At 71.2% G+C, this 15,549-nt stretch carries 14 protein-coding genes; 10 read left to right on the forward strand and 4 right to left on the reverse strand.

The window, feature by feature from the left end; translation table 11 throughout:
• The first annotated feature begins 189 nt into the window (after positions 1 to 189).
• From JFN87_RS06330 to JFN87_RS06345, 4 genes are all read left to right on the forward strand, one after another.
• A complete protein-coding gene (locus JFN87_RS06330) occupies positions 190 to 594 on the forward strand; it encodes a flavin monoamine oxidase family protein (protein WP_209338896.1) in 405 nt (134 codons plus the stop codon).
• A complete protein-coding gene (locus JFN87_RS06335) occupies positions 518 to 1,723 on the forward strand; it encodes a flavin monoamine oxidase family protein (RefSeq protein ID WP_209338897.1) in 1,206 nt (401 codons plus the stop codon). Before JFN87_RS06330 ends, JFN87_RS06335 begins: the two co-directional genes overlap by 77 nt.
• Positions 1,720 to 3,072 carry a glutamate-cysteine ligase family protein gene (locus JFN87_RS06340; protein ID WP_209338898.1) on the forward strand — a complete coding sequence of 451 codons (1,353 nt, stop codon included), beginning with the start codon at positions 1,720 to 1,722 and terminating at the stop codon, positions 3,070 to 3,072. Before JFN87_RS06335 ends, JFN87_RS06340 begins: the two co-directional genes overlap by 4 nt.
• Positions 3,073 to 3,329: 257 nt before the next feature.
• Entirely contained in the window at positions 3,330 to 4,841 is a 1,512-nt protein-coding gene (locus tag JFN87_RS06345) for a carotenoid oxygenase family protein (RefSeq protein WP_209338899.1), read from the forward strand.
• A gap of 96 nt (positions 4,842 to 4,937) precedes the next feature.
• Here the strand turns inward: JFN87_RS06345 and JFN87_RS06350 are convergent, their stop codons facing one another.
• Complete coding sequence (locus JFN87_RS06350; protein WP_209338900.1) at positions 4,938 to 5,444, reverse strand: MarR family winged helix-turn-helix transcriptional regulator; 507 nt, start codon at positions 5,442 to 5,444, stop codon at positions 4,938 to 4,940.
• Positions 5,445 to 5,525: 81 nt separating this feature from the next.
• Between JFN87_RS06350 and JFN87_RS06355 the strand changes: the two genes are divergently transcribed.
• From JFN87_RS06355 to JFN87_RS06365, 3 genes are all read left to right on the forward strand, one after another.
• Entirely contained in the window at positions 5,526 to 7,625 is a 2,100-nt protein-coding gene (locus JFN87_RS06355) for an MMPL family transporter (protein ID WP_209338901.1), read from the forward strand.
• A gap of 46 nt (positions 7,626 to 7,671) precedes the next feature.
• Positions 7,672 to 7,890: a hypothetical protein gene (locus JFN87_RS06360; protein WP_209338902.1), complete on the forward strand. Its 219-nt coding sequence runs from the start codon at positions 7,672 to 7,674 to the stop codon at positions 7,888 to 7,890.
• A 147-nt stretch (positions 7,891 to 8,037) separates the two neighbouring features.
• Positions 8,038 to 9,195: a spore photoproduct lyase family protein gene (locus JFN87_RS06365; RefSeq protein WP_209338955.1), complete on the forward strand. Its 1,158-nt coding sequence runs from the start codon at positions 8,038 to 8,040 to the stop codon at positions 9,193 to 9,195.
• Here JFN87_RS06365 and JFN87_RS06370 read toward each other — a convergent pair.
• Positions 9,183 to 10,466, reverse strand: coding sequence for an NAD(P)/FAD-dependent oxidoreductase (locus JFN87_RS06370; RefSeq protein ID WP_209338903.1), 1,284 nt, complete (start codon positions 10,464 to 10,466; stop codon positions 9,183 to 9,185). The genes JFN87_RS06365 and JFN87_RS06370 overlap by 13 nt on opposite strands.
• Before the next feature lie 219 nt (positions 10,467 to 10,685).
• Between JFN87_RS06370 and JFN87_RS06375 the strand changes: the two genes are divergently transcribed.
• Both JFN87_RS06375 and JFN87_RS06380 read left to right on the forward strand, forming a co-directional pair.
• Entirely contained in the window at positions 10,686 to 12,176 is a 1,491-nt protein-coding gene (locus JFN87_RS06375) for an MFS transporter (protein WP_307865327.1), read from the forward strand.
• Between the two features lie 124 nt (positions 12,177 to 12,300).
• Positions 12,301 to 13,047 (forward strand): DUF1990 family protein, encoded by a 747-nt coding sequence (locus tag JFN87_RS06380; RefSeq protein WP_209338904.1) that lies wholly within the window; start codon positions 12,301 to 12,303, stop codon positions 13,045 to 13,047.
• 76 nt (positions 13,048 to 13,123) lie between these two features.
• On the opposite strand, the gene JFN87_RS06385 is transcribed toward JFN87_RS06380, so the two are convergent.
• Together JFN87_RS06385 and JFN87_RS06390 are read right to left on the reverse strand one after the other, a co-directional pair.
• The gene (locus JFN87_RS06385) at positions 13,124 to 13,825 is read right to left on the reverse strand and encodes a DUF1990 family protein (protein WP_209338905.1); all 702 of its coding nucleotides are present in this window, start codon (positions 13,823 to 13,825) and stop codon (positions 13,124 to 13,126) included.
• Positions 13,826 to 13,873: 48 nt separating this feature from the next.
• On the reverse strand, positions 13,874 to 14,110 hold the full coding sequence (locus JFN87_RS06390; RefSeq protein WP_307865328.1) for a hypothetical protein: 237 nt from the start codon (positions 14,108 to 14,110) through the stop codon (positions 13,874 to 13,876).
• A gap of 638 nt (positions 14,111 to 14,748) precedes the next feature.
• Here JFN87_RS06390 and JFN87_RS06395 point away from each other — a divergent pair.
• Positions 14,749 to 15,474, forward strand: coding sequence for a hypothetical protein (locus JFN87_RS06395; RefSeq protein ID WP_209338906.1), 726 nt, complete (start codon positions 14,749 to 14,751; stop codon positions 15,472 to 15,474).
• Positions 15,475 to 15,549: the final 75 nt, after the last annotated feature.

Below are 15,549 nucleotides of genomic sequence, written 5' to 3' on the forward strand. Positions count from 1 at the left end.
TCGGCCGCCGCCCCCGACCACCCGAGATACCGCAGGCGGCCTGGATCAACGACCCGGCCAAACGCAGGGAACCCGCACCACAAACCTCATAGCCTCACGACCGTCTCACTGGACTTGAAATCTTCCGGGCCCCCCTGCCTGCTTGGCGTGGGTGGGCCGTCGGGGCCTTCCGTCGAAGGGTTGCCCCCGATGTTCGACACCAGTTTCGCGTTCCCGCCCGCCCTCCTGCGGCCGGTGGCCGGCCCGGGCGGCCGGGTGGTCGTGGTCGGGGCGGGCATCGCGGGTCTGGTGTGCGCCTACGAACTTCAGCGGCGCGGTTTCGACGTGGCTGTCTACGAACGCGGTAACCGGCCGGGTGGGCGCGTGCGCACGCACCGGTTCTGGGACGGCGTCCACGCCGACCTCGGAGCGATGCGTATCCCCGCGAACCACCACTGCGTTCTGCACTACGTTTCGCGGTTCCGTCTGGCGACCAGACCCTTCGTCAACGCCAACCCACAGGCCTACTATCACCTGCGTGGCCATCGGGTCCGGCGTACGCGAGGTCGCGTCGCTGTTTCCCGCCTTCACTCTGCGGCCGGAGGAGCATCTTGAGCCGTCCGTCCTGCTGGAGCGGATCCTCCGCCCCGTCTGGCAGGCCTTGACCGTCGATCAGCAGCGACGCGCACTGGAAGGCGACTGGGACGGACCCGCACTGGAACACGCGGCCTCGCTGTCCTTGTGGCAGTTCGTCCGCGAGCATCTCTCCCAGGACGCCTGGGACCTGTTCGGCCACGCCAGTGGCCTGTTCCACTACGAACACTCCTCCCTGCTGGAGGTCCTCGTCGACTACTTCGGTCTCTTCCACCGCGGGCAGGTCGAACTCGCCGACGGCCTGGACTCCCTCATCCACGCCTTCGCCCGCGCACTGCGACCCGGCACGCTGCGCCTGTCGACCCGGATCGACGAGCTCGCCCTGACACCAGGCGGCGTCCGCGTGCACGGCCGGCGCATCGGAGGCCGGCTCGACGACATCGCCGACTTCGTCGTCTGCTGTGTCCCCGCTCCCGCGCTTGACCAGATCACCCTCACGCCCGGCCTGCCCCACCCGCAGCGCCACGCCGTGCGCGGCATCAGCTACGCCAGCAGCGCCAAGACCGTGCTCCACGTGACCCGCCGCCGCTGGGAGAGCGAGGACGGCATCCACGGCGGCGGCAGCTTCACCGACCTGCCCATCCAGCAGGTCTGGTACCCCTCCGACAACGCCGTCCGCGTCGACGGCAACGTCAACGGCACGGGCACGCCCCGCTGGGGCTCCCACGACCCGCGGCGCTCGGCCGAGCCCGCCGCGCTGCTCGGCGCATACCTGTGGGGAGCCAACGCCCGCCGGTTCGCCGCACTGGAACAGGCCGACCGCGAGACCCTGGTCCTGAAGTGCCTGGAAAAGCTGCACCCCGGCATCACCGCGGACGTCGACGACGTCGTCCACTGCAACTGGGACACGCAGACCGGCATGGGCGGTGGCGCGTTCGCACACCTCACCCCCGGCGAGCACCTTCGCTACCTGTCCGTACTCGGCGCCCCGCACCCGGCCGAGCAGCCACGGATCTTCTTCGCGGGCGAGCACCTGTCCGGCGCACACGCCTGGTGTCAGGGCGCGGCGCAGTCCGCGCTCAGCGCCGTCGGCAAGCTGCTCGAACAGGCCCGGCAGACACGCACCTCAGCGTCGGTGACGACCCGATGAGTCAGCGGAGGCCACTCGACGAAGCAGCCCTGCGTACGCCGCTGACACCGGCCCCGCACGCCGTGGAGCAGGTCGGCGTGGAAGTCGAATGCGCACTGCTCGACCCGGAGACCGGAATCCCGGCCCGCTACCACGGCCGATGCGGCGTACGCGCGGTCCTGAAGGCAGTGCTGCGAGACTGGGGCGGCGAACCCGCGTACGACGCCGGGCAGTTGACTGGCGTCCACCTGCCCGGCGGCGGCAGCGTCACGTTGGAGCACGGCGGCCAGATCGAGTACTCCTCGAGGCCCGCGCCGGGCGTGGGCAGAGCCGTGGACGAAGTGCGGGCGGCGCTGGCCCGGCTCGCCGACCTGGCCGCACGATTCGACCTGGCTCTCGTCCCGGGCGGCAACATGCCCTTCGGACGGCTCGCCGACGTCGATTGGGTACCCATGACGCGCGGAGCCATCATGCGCCAGTACTTCGCCGACCTCGGCCCGTCCGGCGCCCGGGCCCCCCATGTGATGGCGCAGTCGCTGTCCACCCAGGTCACCCTCGACTTCGTCAGCCCCGGGGACTTCACCCACAAACTACGGATGCAGACCGCCGCCGCGCCCGTCGTGTCCGCCCTCCTCGTCAACTCCCCGATCCACGAGGGCCGTCCGTGCGGCCTGCTGTCCCACCGGTCCTGGGCGTGGCTGAGGATGGACCCACGCCGCCATGGCCTGCTGACCCCGGCCCTTCGGCCCGACGTCACCGCCGAAGACATCGTCGACTGGGCCCTTCGCATCCCGCTGATCCACTACCGCACCGACGACGGCAGCTACCACCGCGCTCCCGGCAGCACTTTCGCCGACCTGCTTCGAGACGGCCTGCACGACGGCGCACCCCCCACCCCGGACGACTGGGCCGGCCACCTCGACCAGCTGTGGACGGACACTCGGGTACGCCGCACCCTGGAGCTGCGCGGAGCCGACGGCCCGCCCCAACAGCACATCGCAGCCCTGCCCGCACTGTGGACAGGCCTGACCTACCACCCCGAGTCCTGCCAAGCGGCCTGGGATTTGCTGGCACATCACACCGCTGACGACCACCGAGCAGCCCGCATCGAACTGCCGGCCCGCGGCCTGGACACCCGCCTCGGCAACACCCCGGTCCGCCCCCTGGCCGCCGAACTGCTCCGCCTCGCCCGCGTCGGTCTCAACGCCCGCGTCACCGCCGGCCTGGAACCGCCGCACGTCCCCGCCTACCTCGACCCACTGGACGAGATCGTCACCACAGGCCGCACCTTCGCTGAACAGTGCCTCACTCGCCGGCACGGCGAACTGGACACCAACCCCGCCCGTTACGTCGCCGCTTACCGGATCTGACACCATCCGCCGATCCGACGGACCGCAAGGCACGGTTCCACGGGAGGGAAACCTGAGGGCCCGGCCCGCGGAACGTCCGAGCGGGGACGAGGCAGCGGGAGGTCGTCGCGACATGACGGCCTCAGAGGGTGGTGCCGGCACCACCTCCCGATTCGGGGCCTGCGCCACCTGCTTCCCCGACGGTCGCGGAGGAGGGTTGGTCCCGCACCACCAATCCGGCCGGCAGGCCGGCACCTGCGACGGAGCGAGGAAGCATGATGGCCAGTCACACGCGGCGGAGACTTCTCAAGGGCGCAGCGGTCGCGGCAGCGGGCAGTGTGGTCGGGAGCGGTCTGGGGACCGGGTTCTTCACGGCCGCGGCACAGGCGAGTCCCGTGGCCTCGACGAGCGGCGGGACGGGGGCGACCCCGTTCCTGGACGGGGCCTTCGCGCCGGTCACCGAGGAGCTGACCGCCTTCGACCTCAAGGTCACCGGACGCATCCCGCGTGACCTGGACGGCCGCTACCTGCGTAACGGCCCGAACGCGCTGGCCCTCGAGGATGTACGTGCCCATCACTGGATGATCGGCGACGGGATGGTGCACGGTGTCCGGCTGCGCGGCGGGCGCGCGGAGTGGTACCGCAACCGCTGGGTGCGGTCCTCGCAGGTGACGGCGAAGCTGGGGGAGGCCTACCCGGGCCGGGTACCGCCGGACGACTTCGCGTGCAACACGCACGTGATCCCCTACAAGGGCCGCATCCTGGCGATGCAGGAAGGCGGGCCGCTGCCGTACGAGCTGGACGGCGAACTCGGCACCGTGCGCCCGTACGACTTCCGCTCCACGCTCACGGGCGCTTTCGCCGCGCACACGAAGTACGACGCGGCGGCCGACGAGTTGCACGCGATCGCGTACTACCCCACCTGGGACCACGTGCGCCACATCATGATCGACCGGACCGGCAGGGTGGCGCGGACCACGCGGGTCCCCGTCGCGGACGCGCCGATGATGCACGACTTCGCACTCACCGAGAAGTACGTGGTGATCGTGGACGTGCCGATCACTTTCGACGGTGCCGCCGCGGAGGCGGGCGCGATCGTGCCGTACGTGTGGAACGACAGGCATCCCATGCGCATCGGGCTGTTGCCGCGCGCCGGCGGTACCACGCGCTGGTTCGAGATCGATCCCGTGTACTACTCGCACACCCTCAACGCCTACGACCAGGGTGACACGGTCGTGGTGGAGTACATCGGGTTCCCCGCGCCGTTCTACGCCGCCGGGCGCGGCATGGGCGGGCCCACCGCGACCGGGTCCCCGACGCTGGATCGATGGACGATCGACCTGCGCGCCGACCGCGTCAGCAGCGCTCGGCTGGACGACCGTCCGCAGGAATTCCCCCGCATCAACGAGTCCCTGGTGTCGCGACGGCACCGCTATGCCTACACCGCGAGCGCGGCCGAGATGTGGCGCGCGTACGAGACCGTCGACGGGGTGCCGCCGGACGAGAAGTTCACCAACTACCTGATGAAGCACGACATGCTGCGAGGCAGCAGGCAGGTCCGCCGCTTCGCCGGGGACGCGGCGGTCAGTGAGCCGGTGTTCGTCCCGCGGCGCGGGGCGCGCGACGAGGACGACGGTTACGTCCTCTCGTACGTGAACGACCCCGATCGCGGCGCGACCGACTTGGTGATCCTCGCGGCCCAGGACTTCGCCGGTCACCCGCTGGCCCGCGTTCAGCTGCCCGGCCGGGTACCGCTGGGATTCCACGGCAGCTGGATCGCGGACGCCTAGCCGCCAAGCATCCGAGCCCCTGCCCGAGCTCTGGCACTGTCACATATGCCATTGCGAGCCGGCGAATGAGGGCCGGTCGGTATTCGGCAACGCCGTTCATGTGCCGGCTGCTCTCTGTCCTGTGCGCTGCAGGACGAGCTGTTGCGTCAGGTCGTGCAGGAAGGTGAGGACCACGTTCTGTGCGTCCGCGTCCATGCCGTCGAGGGCGGTTCTGAGGCTGTGTGCCAGCGGTTCGAAGTAGGCGCGGGCCATGTCGGCGGCGGCGGGTTCGTACGTCAGGTGGACGACCCTGCGGTCCTGGCTGTCGCGCGTCCGCCGCACGTGCCCGGCCCTCTCCAGCCTGTCGAGGCATGCGCTGACCGCTCCGGACGTGAGGCTCAGCCGTTCGCGGAGCCTCCCGGGTGTCATGGGGGCGCCGTCCGTGGAAGGCGCGTCCATGATGGCCACCAGCGCCTGCACATCGGTCGGGTGCAGTTCCTGCGCGTGCGCGAAGCCGTGGGCCACCCGATTGAACTCCGCGTTCATCGCGCGTAGTTGCACGGCATAGGCGCGCAGGTCGGGGCCGTTGCCCGGCGAAGGCTCAGCTGGTTCCCGTGGTGGCATGCGGGCAGTCTATAACCTCAATCATTGAGATACTTTATGGTTGAGATATATCGTCGTCTGTCGAGGAGTCGAGGAGCTTCCATGGCCGGTGCACGCTCTCGTCTGCGGTGGCTCGTGCCCGCGCTCCTCGTCGTCGCCTGGCTGGCCGTCGGCGGCACCCTCGGCCCCTACGCGGGAAAGCTCGGCCAGGTGGCGACCAACGATCAGGCCGCCTTCCTCCCCAAGAGCGCGGAGTCGACCAAGGTCCTGCACGCGCAGAAGGCCTTCGACCAGCGCCAGACGCTGCCCGCGATCGCCGTGTGGAGCACCGGCGACTCACCGGTCACCCCGGCGCAGCGGGCCCAGGCGGCTGACGCGCTGTCGGCCATGAGTGACGTCCCCGGTGTCGTGGGGGCGCCGTCGCCGCCGATGCTCTCGAAGGACGGCCGCGCGCTGGAGGGTGTCGTGAACGTCCGTTCCGATCTCGGTGACCGGCTGGCCCCGGCCGTCACGTCCCTGCGGCACCGCGCGGACCACGTCGACGGGGCGCGGGCCGAGATCGCCGGGCCGGCCGCGAGCCAGGCCGACCTGTCCGACGCCTTCGCCGGCATCGACGGGCTGCTGCTCGGTGTCGCCCTCCTCGCGGTCCTGCTGATCCTCGTCCTCGTGTACCGAAGCGTGCTCATGCCGTTCGTCGTGATCATCAGTGCGGTGTTCGCGCTCGGTGTCGCCTCCGCGGTCGTGTACGCGCTCGCCCGGCACGGCGTCGTCCATGTCGACGGGCAGGTGCAGGGCATTCTGTCCATCCTCGTCATCGGTGCGTCGACGGACTACGCACTCCTGCTGACGGCCCGTTTCCGCGAGGAACTCGCCAGAGCCGGAGACCGGTTCGCGGCCGTGCGGGCAGCGGTGCGCAGGTCCGTCGCTGCCATCACCGCCAGCGCGGCGACCGTCGCGCTCGCCCTGCTCGCTCTCCTGCTGAGCGACCTGTCCAACAACCGCGCCCTGGGGCCGGTCGGCGCCATCGGCATCGTCTGCGCGGTGGTGTCCACCCTCACCTTCGTACCCGCCGTACTCGTCCTGCTCGGGCGGGCCGCCTACTGGCCCACCAAACCCCGCGCCGCCTCCACCGGCCGTCGCGGAAGCGGGATCTGGAACCGCGTGGCCGGCCAGGTCGACCGCCACCCACGCCGCATCTGGGCCGGGGCGCTCGTGCTACTGTGCGCCTGCGCCGCCTTCGCGCCCACTCTCGACTCCCGGGGCGTCCCGCTGGACGAGACCTTCACCGGGACCGCGCCGTCCGTGCAGGCACAGAAGACCCTCGACGCCCACTTTCCCGGCGGCTCGGGACAGCCTGCCGTGGTGATCGCCGCTGCCGGCAGCGCGAAGCGGACCACCGCGGCGGCGGCCGCGACGCCCGGCGTGACCGGCGCGGCGCCCGTCTCCGCCGGCGGCCGGCCCGGCGGCACGCCCAAGGTCGTCGGCGGAAAGGTCAGCATCGAGGCGACACTCGCCGCCGCGCCCGACAGCGATGCCGCCAAAGCCACCATCGTGCGGCTGCGCGAGCGCGTCCGCGCCGTGCCCGGCGCGCACGCCCTCGTCGGGGGCTACACGGCCCAGCAGTACGACACCCAGACGACCGCGGAACACGACAGGACACTCATCATCCCGGTGGTGCTCCTGATCATCCTCGTCATCCTCTTCGGGCTGCTCCGCTCCGTACTGCTGCCGCTGCTGCTCGTCGCCACCGTCGCGCTGAACTACGGCGCCACTCTCGGCGTCTCCTCGCTGGTCTTCCAGCACCTTCTCGGCTTCACCGGCACCGACGCGTCCGTCCCGTTGTACGGGTTCGTCTTCCTCGTGGCCCTCGGCGTCGACTACAACATCTTCCTGATGACGCGCGTGCGCGAGGAGTCCCTGCGGCTCGGCTCGCGCGAAGGCGTGCTGCGCGGACTGACCGCGACCGGAGGCGTGATCACCTCAGCGGGAGTCGTCCTGGCCGTCACCTTCGCGGCGCTCGCCGTCATCCCCCTGTCCTTCCTCGTGCAGATCGCGTTCATCGTCGCCTTCGGCGTCCTGCTCGACACCCTGCTGGTCCGCTCGCTGCTCGTGCCGGCGCTCGTACGGGAACTGGGCGATCACGCCTGGTGGCCGGCTCGCCCGCGGACTCGAACGGACGCGCACAACGGGTCGGCCCAGTGACCGGATGCTCCGATTGAGGCAGTATCCAGAAGAAAGGGCTGCTTACATGATCGTTAAGACCCTCCACGAGAACGGGCTGCGCAGCGAGCACTGCTACCTGGCCGCCTTCGCGTCCATCGCGGCGTCCTACGTGGCGTGGGGCATCTCCCAGCAGGCCGAGGACGCCGACGTGGACCGCGCGGACCGTTGGGGCATCTTCATCGGCCACTGGGCCCCCTCGTTCTTCGGCCTCGGCCTCGCCCTCGCGAACTACGAGAAGAAGTAGACGGGCGGCAGTGGAAGGCGCCCGCGGCCACCTCCGCGCCTTCCACCGGCCGGCCGGTGGCTCGGCCGGCCGGTGGCTCGATGAGGGACGGAGGACAATTGGTCGCACGATGACCCGACGGGACATCCTCAACCGTCCGGAAGCATGATGCCCCCACCTTCTGATGACCACACCGCGGGCCAGGGCGCGCTCTTCCCCGCGGAAGCGCTCTCGCCCCACCCGGAGCCCTCACCGCCGTCGTCGGCCGCCGCCCGGTTGTTCGACATCCGCGAGATCTACGCCGAGCCCGACGCCGCGGCTTCTCCCCGCGGCCGCGCCGTCCTGGATCGCTTCCCGGATGCTCGCGTCATCGAAGTGGACTCCCACTGGCGCATTCCTCATCTCCACGGCAATGAGGGCAACGTCGAGCGATGGGTGCGAGTGAAGACGGAGACACTCGTGCTGGGAGTACGCAAAACCCTCACCGTACGCCCCAACGGCCGCTCCGCGGACTGGATCGCCCCCGGCGCCTCCAACGGCTGCGCGATGGCGTGCGCCTACTGCTACGTACCGCGTCGCAAGGGGTACGCCAACCCGATCACGCTGTTCACGAACACCGACCGCATCATCGCCCACCTCGCCAGGCACATCGCCGGCCAAGGCCACAAGGACACGCCGAGTCAGTGCGATCCCAAGGCGTGGGTCTACGACATCGGCGAGAACGGTGACTGCTCCGTCGACGCGCTGATCTGCGACAACACCGCCGACATGATCCGCGCGTTCCGCGGGTGGCCGACGGCGAAGGCATCGTTCGCCACCAAGTTCGTCAACCGCGAGCTGCTCTGCCTCGATCCGCGCGGCCGTACGCGGATCAGGTTCTCGGTGATGCCACCGGAGGACTCCCGGCTGCTCGACATCCGCTCCAGCCCCGTCCCGGAGCGAATCGCCGCCGCCGAGGACTTCCTCGAAGCCGGTTACGAGGTGCACTTCAACCTGTCACCCGTCGTCCTGAGACCCGGCTGGGACAAGGATTGGGCCGTGCTGTTGCGGCACATGGACGACGTCCTGCCGCCCGCGGTCAAGAAACAGGCCGCGGCGGAGGCCATCCTGCTGACGCACAACAAGGCGCTGCACGAGGTCAATCTGGGCTGGCACCCGAGCGCCGAGGAACTGCTGTGGCGACCGGACCTGCAACAGGCCAAGCACTCACAGAACGGCGACACCAACGTCCGCTACCGCACCGGCGTCAAAGGCCCCGCCGTGCAACGGCTGCGCGAACTCATCGCGTCACACGCTCCCTGGCTCACCCTGCGCTACGCCTTCTGAGGACGCGTGCGTGCGGGGTCGCCGAGCCCCAGCGTGGTGGCGACCGCGTGGGCCACCCGGCGGCCCGAGTGGAGCGCGCCCTGGATGGAGCTGGTGTCGCGGTGGTCGCCGCAGACGAACACGTCTCCCGCGCGAGCGGGGCGCGTGAAGGGGTGCGGCGCGGTCATCGCGGGCAGGGCGTGCGGGATGTCGTAGGTGGCGACGAGGTCCCAGTCGCGGGTGGGCTCGCGGTACAGCTCGGCGAGCCTGCGCCGCACCACGGCTTCGGCGGCCGCACCGCGCGGCGCGTCTTCGCGGTGGGCGGTGGACGTGGCGACGAGGGCGCGGCCCGGGGGAGCGTAGCCGGGAGCGGCGGCGCTGATGACGATGGTGTTGTCGACGGGGGAGTCGTCGGCGTCCACGAGGAGTGTCGCACCGGTGGCGGGCGGCACGGCCGTGGAGTGGTACCAGGTGGTCACACCGTGCCAGCGGGGTACCGGCAGTCCCGGCAGCAGCCCGGCGGCGGTGTCGGCGTCCGTCGCGACGATCACCGCGCGCGCCCCGACCGTGCCGCTCTCCGTGACGGCGCTGCCTGCCGTCACCTCCCGTACCGGCGTCGACAGGTGCACCGTGCCGGCGGGGAGCCGTGCGGCGAGGCCGCGGGGCAACGCCGCCATCCCGTCGGCGGGCACGGCGACCTCGCCGCGGACGAACATGCGCAGCATGAGGTCGACGAAGCGTCCCGATGTGGTGGCGTCCGGGTCCAGCGTCAGGCCGGTGAAGAAGGGCCGCAGCAGGCGCTCCACGGTCTCGTCGGCCAGCCCCATGGCGCGCCAGTGGCGGCCGGCCGGCACGTCGTGGCGGTGCAGGATTCCCTCCACCGGCAGGAAGGACGTGCGCAGCGCGTACCGGGCCAGTGCCGCCTTCGCCCGTGGCGTGCCGATGGGCGCGCCGATCAGGCGTGGCAGCGCCAGCGGGGCGCGGCGCGGGTCGGCGAGCGTGGCGCGTGCGCCGTTCGTGTGGAGGGCGAGGGCGCGGGTGAACGGCCGCAGGTCGAGCGAGGGCAGGTCGAGCACCTCCTGAGCCTCGGGATACGGGACGTTCAGCACTTGAAAGCCCCGGTCCAGCAGGTAGCCGTCCTTGCGGTCGGTGGCGACCCTGCCCCCGACGTCGGTGCCCGCCTCCAGGAGGGTGACCTCGGCGCCCCGTCCGGTCAGTTCCAGGGCGGCGGCGAGACCGGCGAGACCGGCGCCGACGACGATCACATCGCAGCGTGCGGGCAGGGTGGCCATGGACGTACCTCCGTGTTCGCCGGCTTCCCCGGCGGTGAGGGCCGGGCGAGCGCCTTTACGTGTACCCCTTCGCGTGCGTGTGCCCCGGCCGCGGTCTCCCGAGGGGTACGGACGCGGGGTACGGACGCGCCTCGGTGTGTTGGCCGGTCGTGCCGCGGCCCGTTTCCTAGTCTGGGTGCCGGGGCTTCGCGCGGGCGTGGCCGGCGGGACGCGACGCGGGTGAGACGGGCCGGTGAGGACGTGCTGGGTGCGAGGGACGGCCGGCCCCCGTTCGCCGGCAGCTATCCGGCCGCCGCCGCCATGGCGCTGCTGGCCCTGTGCCCGTTCCTGGTGCTCACCACGGCCACCACGCTCTTCCAGCAGCAGCTGGAGCACGACCTCGGCGCGGGCATGTTCGGGCTGCAGGTCACCAGCGGCCTGGCCAACGCCGGGTACGCGTTCGGCGCGGTCGTCGCGGCCGACGTCTACCACCGCGTCTCCAGGCGCCGCCTGTACCTGGGTTGCGAGATCGGGTTCGTCTGCAGCTCGCTGCTCGCGCTGAGCGCCCAGGGGATCGTCGCTTTCGCCGTGGGCATGATCTTCCAGGGGGTGGCCACCGGCATGCTGCTGGTCGCCGCGCTGCCTCCGCTCGTGACGACGCACGGCGCCAAGAAGCTGCCGGCCACCGCGGCCATCGTCAACCTGGGCCTCTTCGGTGTCGTGACGCTCGGGCCGCTGGTCGGCGGGCTCGCCGGCTCCTTCCACGGCTGGCGGCCGCTGTATGCCGCGGTGGCCGCGCTGGGCGCCGCGGCCGTGGGGGTCGGCCTGCTGGCCTTCGAGGACAGCGAGCCGCCGGAGCCCGGCATGCGCTTCGACTGGCTGGCGATCCCGCTCGCGTTCGGTGGGACGTTCCTTCCGTTCTTCGGCGTGTCCTGGCTGACGCGCGGCTCGTTCGGCTCGCCGCTGTTCATCGGCCCGGTCGTGGTGGGGGTGGGGTGTGTCACCGCGCTCGTCGTCGCCCAGTACCGCAAGGCGGAGCCGCTCATGCCGGTCAAGCTGATCAGCAACACGCTGCCCGTCACCGGCACCGGCGGGGCGATGCTCGTCGGCGCGGCCTTCACAGCGCTGCTCGAACTGGCCGAGCTCTACCTGATGCAAGGGAAGGGCTACGCGCCGGTGCTGGTGGGCCTGCTCGTCACCGCGCAGCTGCCCGGGATCGCCCTCGCCGCCTGGCTGTTCAAGCGCGCCCTGCCCACCCGGTGGACGCCCTGGCTGGCCCTGTCCGGCCTGCTCGCCGTCATGGCGGGGGCGGCACTGCTGCTGTTCCTCTCGCCGGCGAACGCCCAGGTGATCACGCCGGTCGCCGCTGTCCTCCTCGGCTACGGGGCCGGCGCCGGCGTCGCTCCCGGGCTGTTCATGGCGGGGCTCAGCGTGCCCTCCACGAGCATCGGGCCGACCTTCGCGCTCGTCGAGCTGCTGAGGTCGGAAGCGGCGTTCCTGCTGGCGCCCCTGCTGCTCGCCGTCGCGCAGACGGCCGGCTCGCTCGTGGCAGGCGTGCACCTGGCGGTCGTGATCACCCTGGCGGTCTGCGCCGCGGGAGGCTGCGCGCTGGTCGCCGTGTACCTCCTGGGCGGCGCCCGCCCCCACCCGCCCGATCTGGAAGGCTGGATCGACGGCGACGCCACCGCCTACCACTCACCGCCCCTCGCGGACACCGTCCGCGACACCTGACGGCCGACACCTGAGGGCCGACGGCTGCCGGTTGACTGTCGATGGCCGATGGCTGACGGGCGATGTCCGATGCGTCGTGCGCGTCGAAGCTGACGCGTCCGCCTGTCGATGGCATGGTGGACGTATGGGCCCTTCCCATGGCAGGCCACCGCAGCGACCTTTCGCGAGCCGGACGGCCGGCCTGCTGCTGCGGCTGCCGGCGGGGCTGCTGCTGACCACCTGGCGCTATCTGTGGCGGGTCACAGCACTGCACCGCGCGGAGGAGGAGGGGGACGGCAGCGATCTGCCTCCGCCCCTGCCCGCCGATCTCGCGGACGGTGCCGTGCAGCGCCTCGGCGACGGCTTCGGCCCCCTGCTCCACCGGCGCTTCACCGTCCGTATCGAAGAGGCATCCTCGGATCCCGCGGCGCTGCTGGACACCGTCGCGCACAACCTCGACCGCCCAGCGCCCTTCGGCGTCGCCGAGTTCCGCAAGACGCTCGGCGACGAGGAGGACGCACGGGTGGGGCATGAGTACCGGGTCAAGATGCCGGGACCTTGGGACGGCCCGGTGCGCGTGGTGCACCGCGACGCCACCTCGCTCCGCCTGGCCACGTTGAAGGGGCACCTGGAAGCGGGCCAGGTCGAGTTCCGCACCGCGGCACAGGAAGGGTTCTTGTGCTTCGAGGTGGAGGCGTGGGCGCGGGCCGGTGACCGCCTTGCGGACCTCGTCTACGGCCGGCTGCGGGTCGCCAAAGAGGTGCAGTTCAACATGTGGGTGCACTTCTGCCTGCGCGTGGCGCGTATCGCCGGCGGCCGGCCGCACGGCGGTGTCAGCATCCTGACCCGCGTCGTCGATCCCGAACTGTGCCGCGGCGCGGAGGACCGCTGAGCCGGCCACAGCGGCCACGCGGACACGCGGCTACGCGACCACGGGGACACGCGGAAACGGCTCGCTCGCGCGAGCGTCAGCCGCCGCTGGGAGCGACAGCGATCCTCTCGTCGCTCCTGACGGTTTCGACGGGCAGCGGTGGCGCGCCCCGCAGCTGCGCGTCCACAAGATCACGCAGGCGGCGGATGGCCGCCAGGTAGAACAGGTGCTGCATCGTCCGGCCGAAGAGGACGAAGCCGAGGCGGACCACCGGATTGGCGATGGGGCCCCGGCGGGAATGGCCGCGGACGGCGAACGTCACGTCCCCGGTACGCAGGTGCTTGATCACCTCGTAGATGAGTTCGCCCTGTTCGAGGTGGCCTTCGAGGGTCTGGTAGCCCCAGCCCCACACGCGCCGCGCGTTCGTGCCGGTGCCGCGTGTCTCGTCGATGACGGAGGTAACGCGTACCCCCAGGTCGAAGCGGAGAGCGAGAAAGTGCCCCTCCAGGAGCATGTTGCGGCCCAGGAGCGGGCCGTCGCGCCGGTAGAGGGCGCGCAGGATGCGGCGGTCGGGGAACTGGTAGTCGCGCACCAGCCGGCAGGCGATGTCGAACGCACCACCGGGCACGGGCTGCCCCGGCGCCTCGCGGGCCACGGCGATCCGGCGCGAGTCCAGGTGCCAGTGGTGGTTCCAGTCCGGAGCCGATCCCGGTGGCAGGCGGTAGTTCACATCCAGCGGGGTGAGGGCATCGAGTCGTGCCGCGGCCTTGGCGCCGTGGAGGCGTTCCTTACGCAGCACGACCGGCCCACTGACTGGGAGGGCACGCGCCCGTCTCGATCGCCCTGGTCATCGCTCGTAAGCCTCCACGCTTTGGCCCATCAGCCAGAACATCGGCGGCCAGAGTCCGACGAACAGCGCCCGACGCTCGGCGTTGCCCCGCTCGTCCTGGTCGTAGCCCTTCGCGCGGGCCCAGAAGCCGATGCACAGCGCGACCGATCCGAGGGACGCCAGTTGCAGGTGCGTACTACGGACACCCGACCGGTGAAGTACCTGGCCGACAAGCATCTGACCTCCCGTCGTCACGCGCGCACCATGCGGCGCCGTCCCCAGCGACTACCCGTGCACGCCGCTGATACCGCAGCACGCTCACGACTTCAGCGTATGGCCTGGTCACCCGTGGCGCCCTCCGGGCATCGACGCTCCCGTGGCGTCGGGACGTCACTCGGCTCCCGGCGCCGGGTCTTTTCGTTCGGGTGTGGTCGGCTGGCGCGGGAATGTGCGGCGCGATTGCATGGAAAGCGCGTCCTTCCGCTGTCCCAGGTCAGTCCCCGCGTCTTTGCTTGGTCGTGCGAACGGAGAGTTCGGTGTTTCGACGCTCACTCGTACTGGCGGTGGCCGGGATGACCGTCGCATCGGGCTGCGCGGCGGGCGGGAGTGCGGCGGGCGGGAGCGCTTCCGAGACGGGGCAGCGGGTGGCCGTCGTACGGGTGGGGACGACGGTGCGGGCGCCGATCTGGTCGCCCAAGGCGCATGCCGTGCTCGCTCTCGCCGGTGCGGCATCACGCGTCGTGAGGATCACTCCGGTCGTCTCGGCGTGCCGGGTGAGCGCCCGCACCAGCACCTCGCCTCCAATGCCGCGCCTGGGCGAGAATCTGGCGCCCAGCGTCACAGGTGGGACAGCCGTGTATGTGCCAGAGCCGCGCTCGGACCGAATCGCTGTCGTGAACGCCACGACACTGCGCACGGAGAGGCTCCTGCGAGCCGGGCAGGCACCTGCCTTCGTGTCCGCGGACGCCGGTGCGAAGGTGCTGCTGGCCCTGTCCGAGGACGGTTCCCTCGTGACCGGCCTCGACCTCCAGCGCTCGCCCGGTCAGCAGCAGCGCGTGGTGGTACGCAGGCGCGTGGCACTGGGGCCCGGTCCCGACAGGGAGGTCGACGGCCCGGCGCGCAATCGTGTCATCGAATTCCACACGATCGGGCCCCGCCGCGTTTCCCATTACGAAGGCGATGCCGGTCAGGTGAGGGAAACGGCGAGTATCCCTTTCCAGGCCCGCGCCGCCACCGGCGACCTCGTGAAGGTCAGCCGCTTGTACGCCGCCGAAAAGGGGACGGACCGCCTGGTCGCGATCGATGTGGCGCCCGGGGGCGACGAACTCCGGCTGGTCGCCCAGGCGCGTCTCGGCGAACCGGTGCTGTATCTGGGCGCCGACGAGAATCGGCTCTACGCCGTCACGCGTGATCGCCTGGTGGTGCTGAAGACGAACAGTTTCGAGGGCTTCGAGGGCGGACGGTTCACCGTCCTGGCCACGATCGACTTGCGGACGGCGCTGCGCGGCTCTCGGGTGAGGAACGCGCCGGTCTCGGGCATCGCCGTGGGCCCGGACCGCGTCTACCTGACCGTGCAGGGCCGACCGTACGTACTGAGCATCGCAAAACCGGACCTGTGAGCGCGCCTGTGACGAGACTGGGCAAATGGCCGACGCGCACCCCGCGACCGAGGACGCGCCACGCGCCGTCACCTG

The sequence above is a fragment of the Streptomyces montanisoli genome, assembly GCF_017813245.1.
Lineage (GTDB): Bacteria > Actinomycetota > Actinomycetes > Streptomycetales > Streptomycetaceae > Streptomyces > Streptomyces montanisoli.

Excerpts from the sequence above, each read along its gene's own strand:
- JFN87_RS06380 (WP_209338904.1), top strand. The coding sequence starts at position 12,301 with ATGGGCCCTTCCCATGGCAGGCCACCGCAGCGACCTTTCGCGAGCCGG.
- JFN87_RS06340 (WP_209338898.1), top strand. The coding sequence starts at position 1,720 with ATGAGTCAGCGGAGGCCACTCGACGAAGCAGCCCTGCGTACGCCGCTG.
- JFN87_RS06330 (WP_209338896.1), top strand. The coding sequence starts at position 190 with ATGTTCGACACCAGTTTCGCGTTCCCGCCCGCCCTCCTGCGGCCGGTG.
- JFN87_RS06370 (WP_209338903.1), bottom strand. The coding sequence starts at position 10,466 with ATGGCCACCCTGCCCGCACGCTGCGATGTGATCGTCGTCGGCGCCGGT.
- JFN87_RS06355 (WP_209338901.1), top strand. The coding sequence starts at position 5,526 with ATGGCCGGTGCACGCTCTCGTCTGCGGTGGCTCGTGCCCGCGCTCCTC.
- JFN87_RS06365 (WP_209338955.1), top strand. The coding sequence starts at position 8,038 with ATGCCCCCACCTTCTGATGACCACACCGCGGGCCAGGGCGCGCTCTTC.
- JFN87_RS06350 (WP_209338900.1), bottom strand. The coding sequence starts at position 5,444 with ATGCCACCACGGGAACCAGCTGAGCCTTCGCCGGGCAACGGCCCCGAC.
- JFN87_RS06360 (WP_209338902.1), top strand. The coding sequence starts at position 7,672 with ATGATCGTTAAGACCCTCCACGAGAACGGGCTGCGCAGCGAGCACTGC.
- JFN87_RS06345 (WP_209338899.1), top strand. The coding sequence starts at position 3,330 with ATGGCCAGTCACACGCGGCGGAGACTTCTCAAGGGCGCAGCGGTCGCG.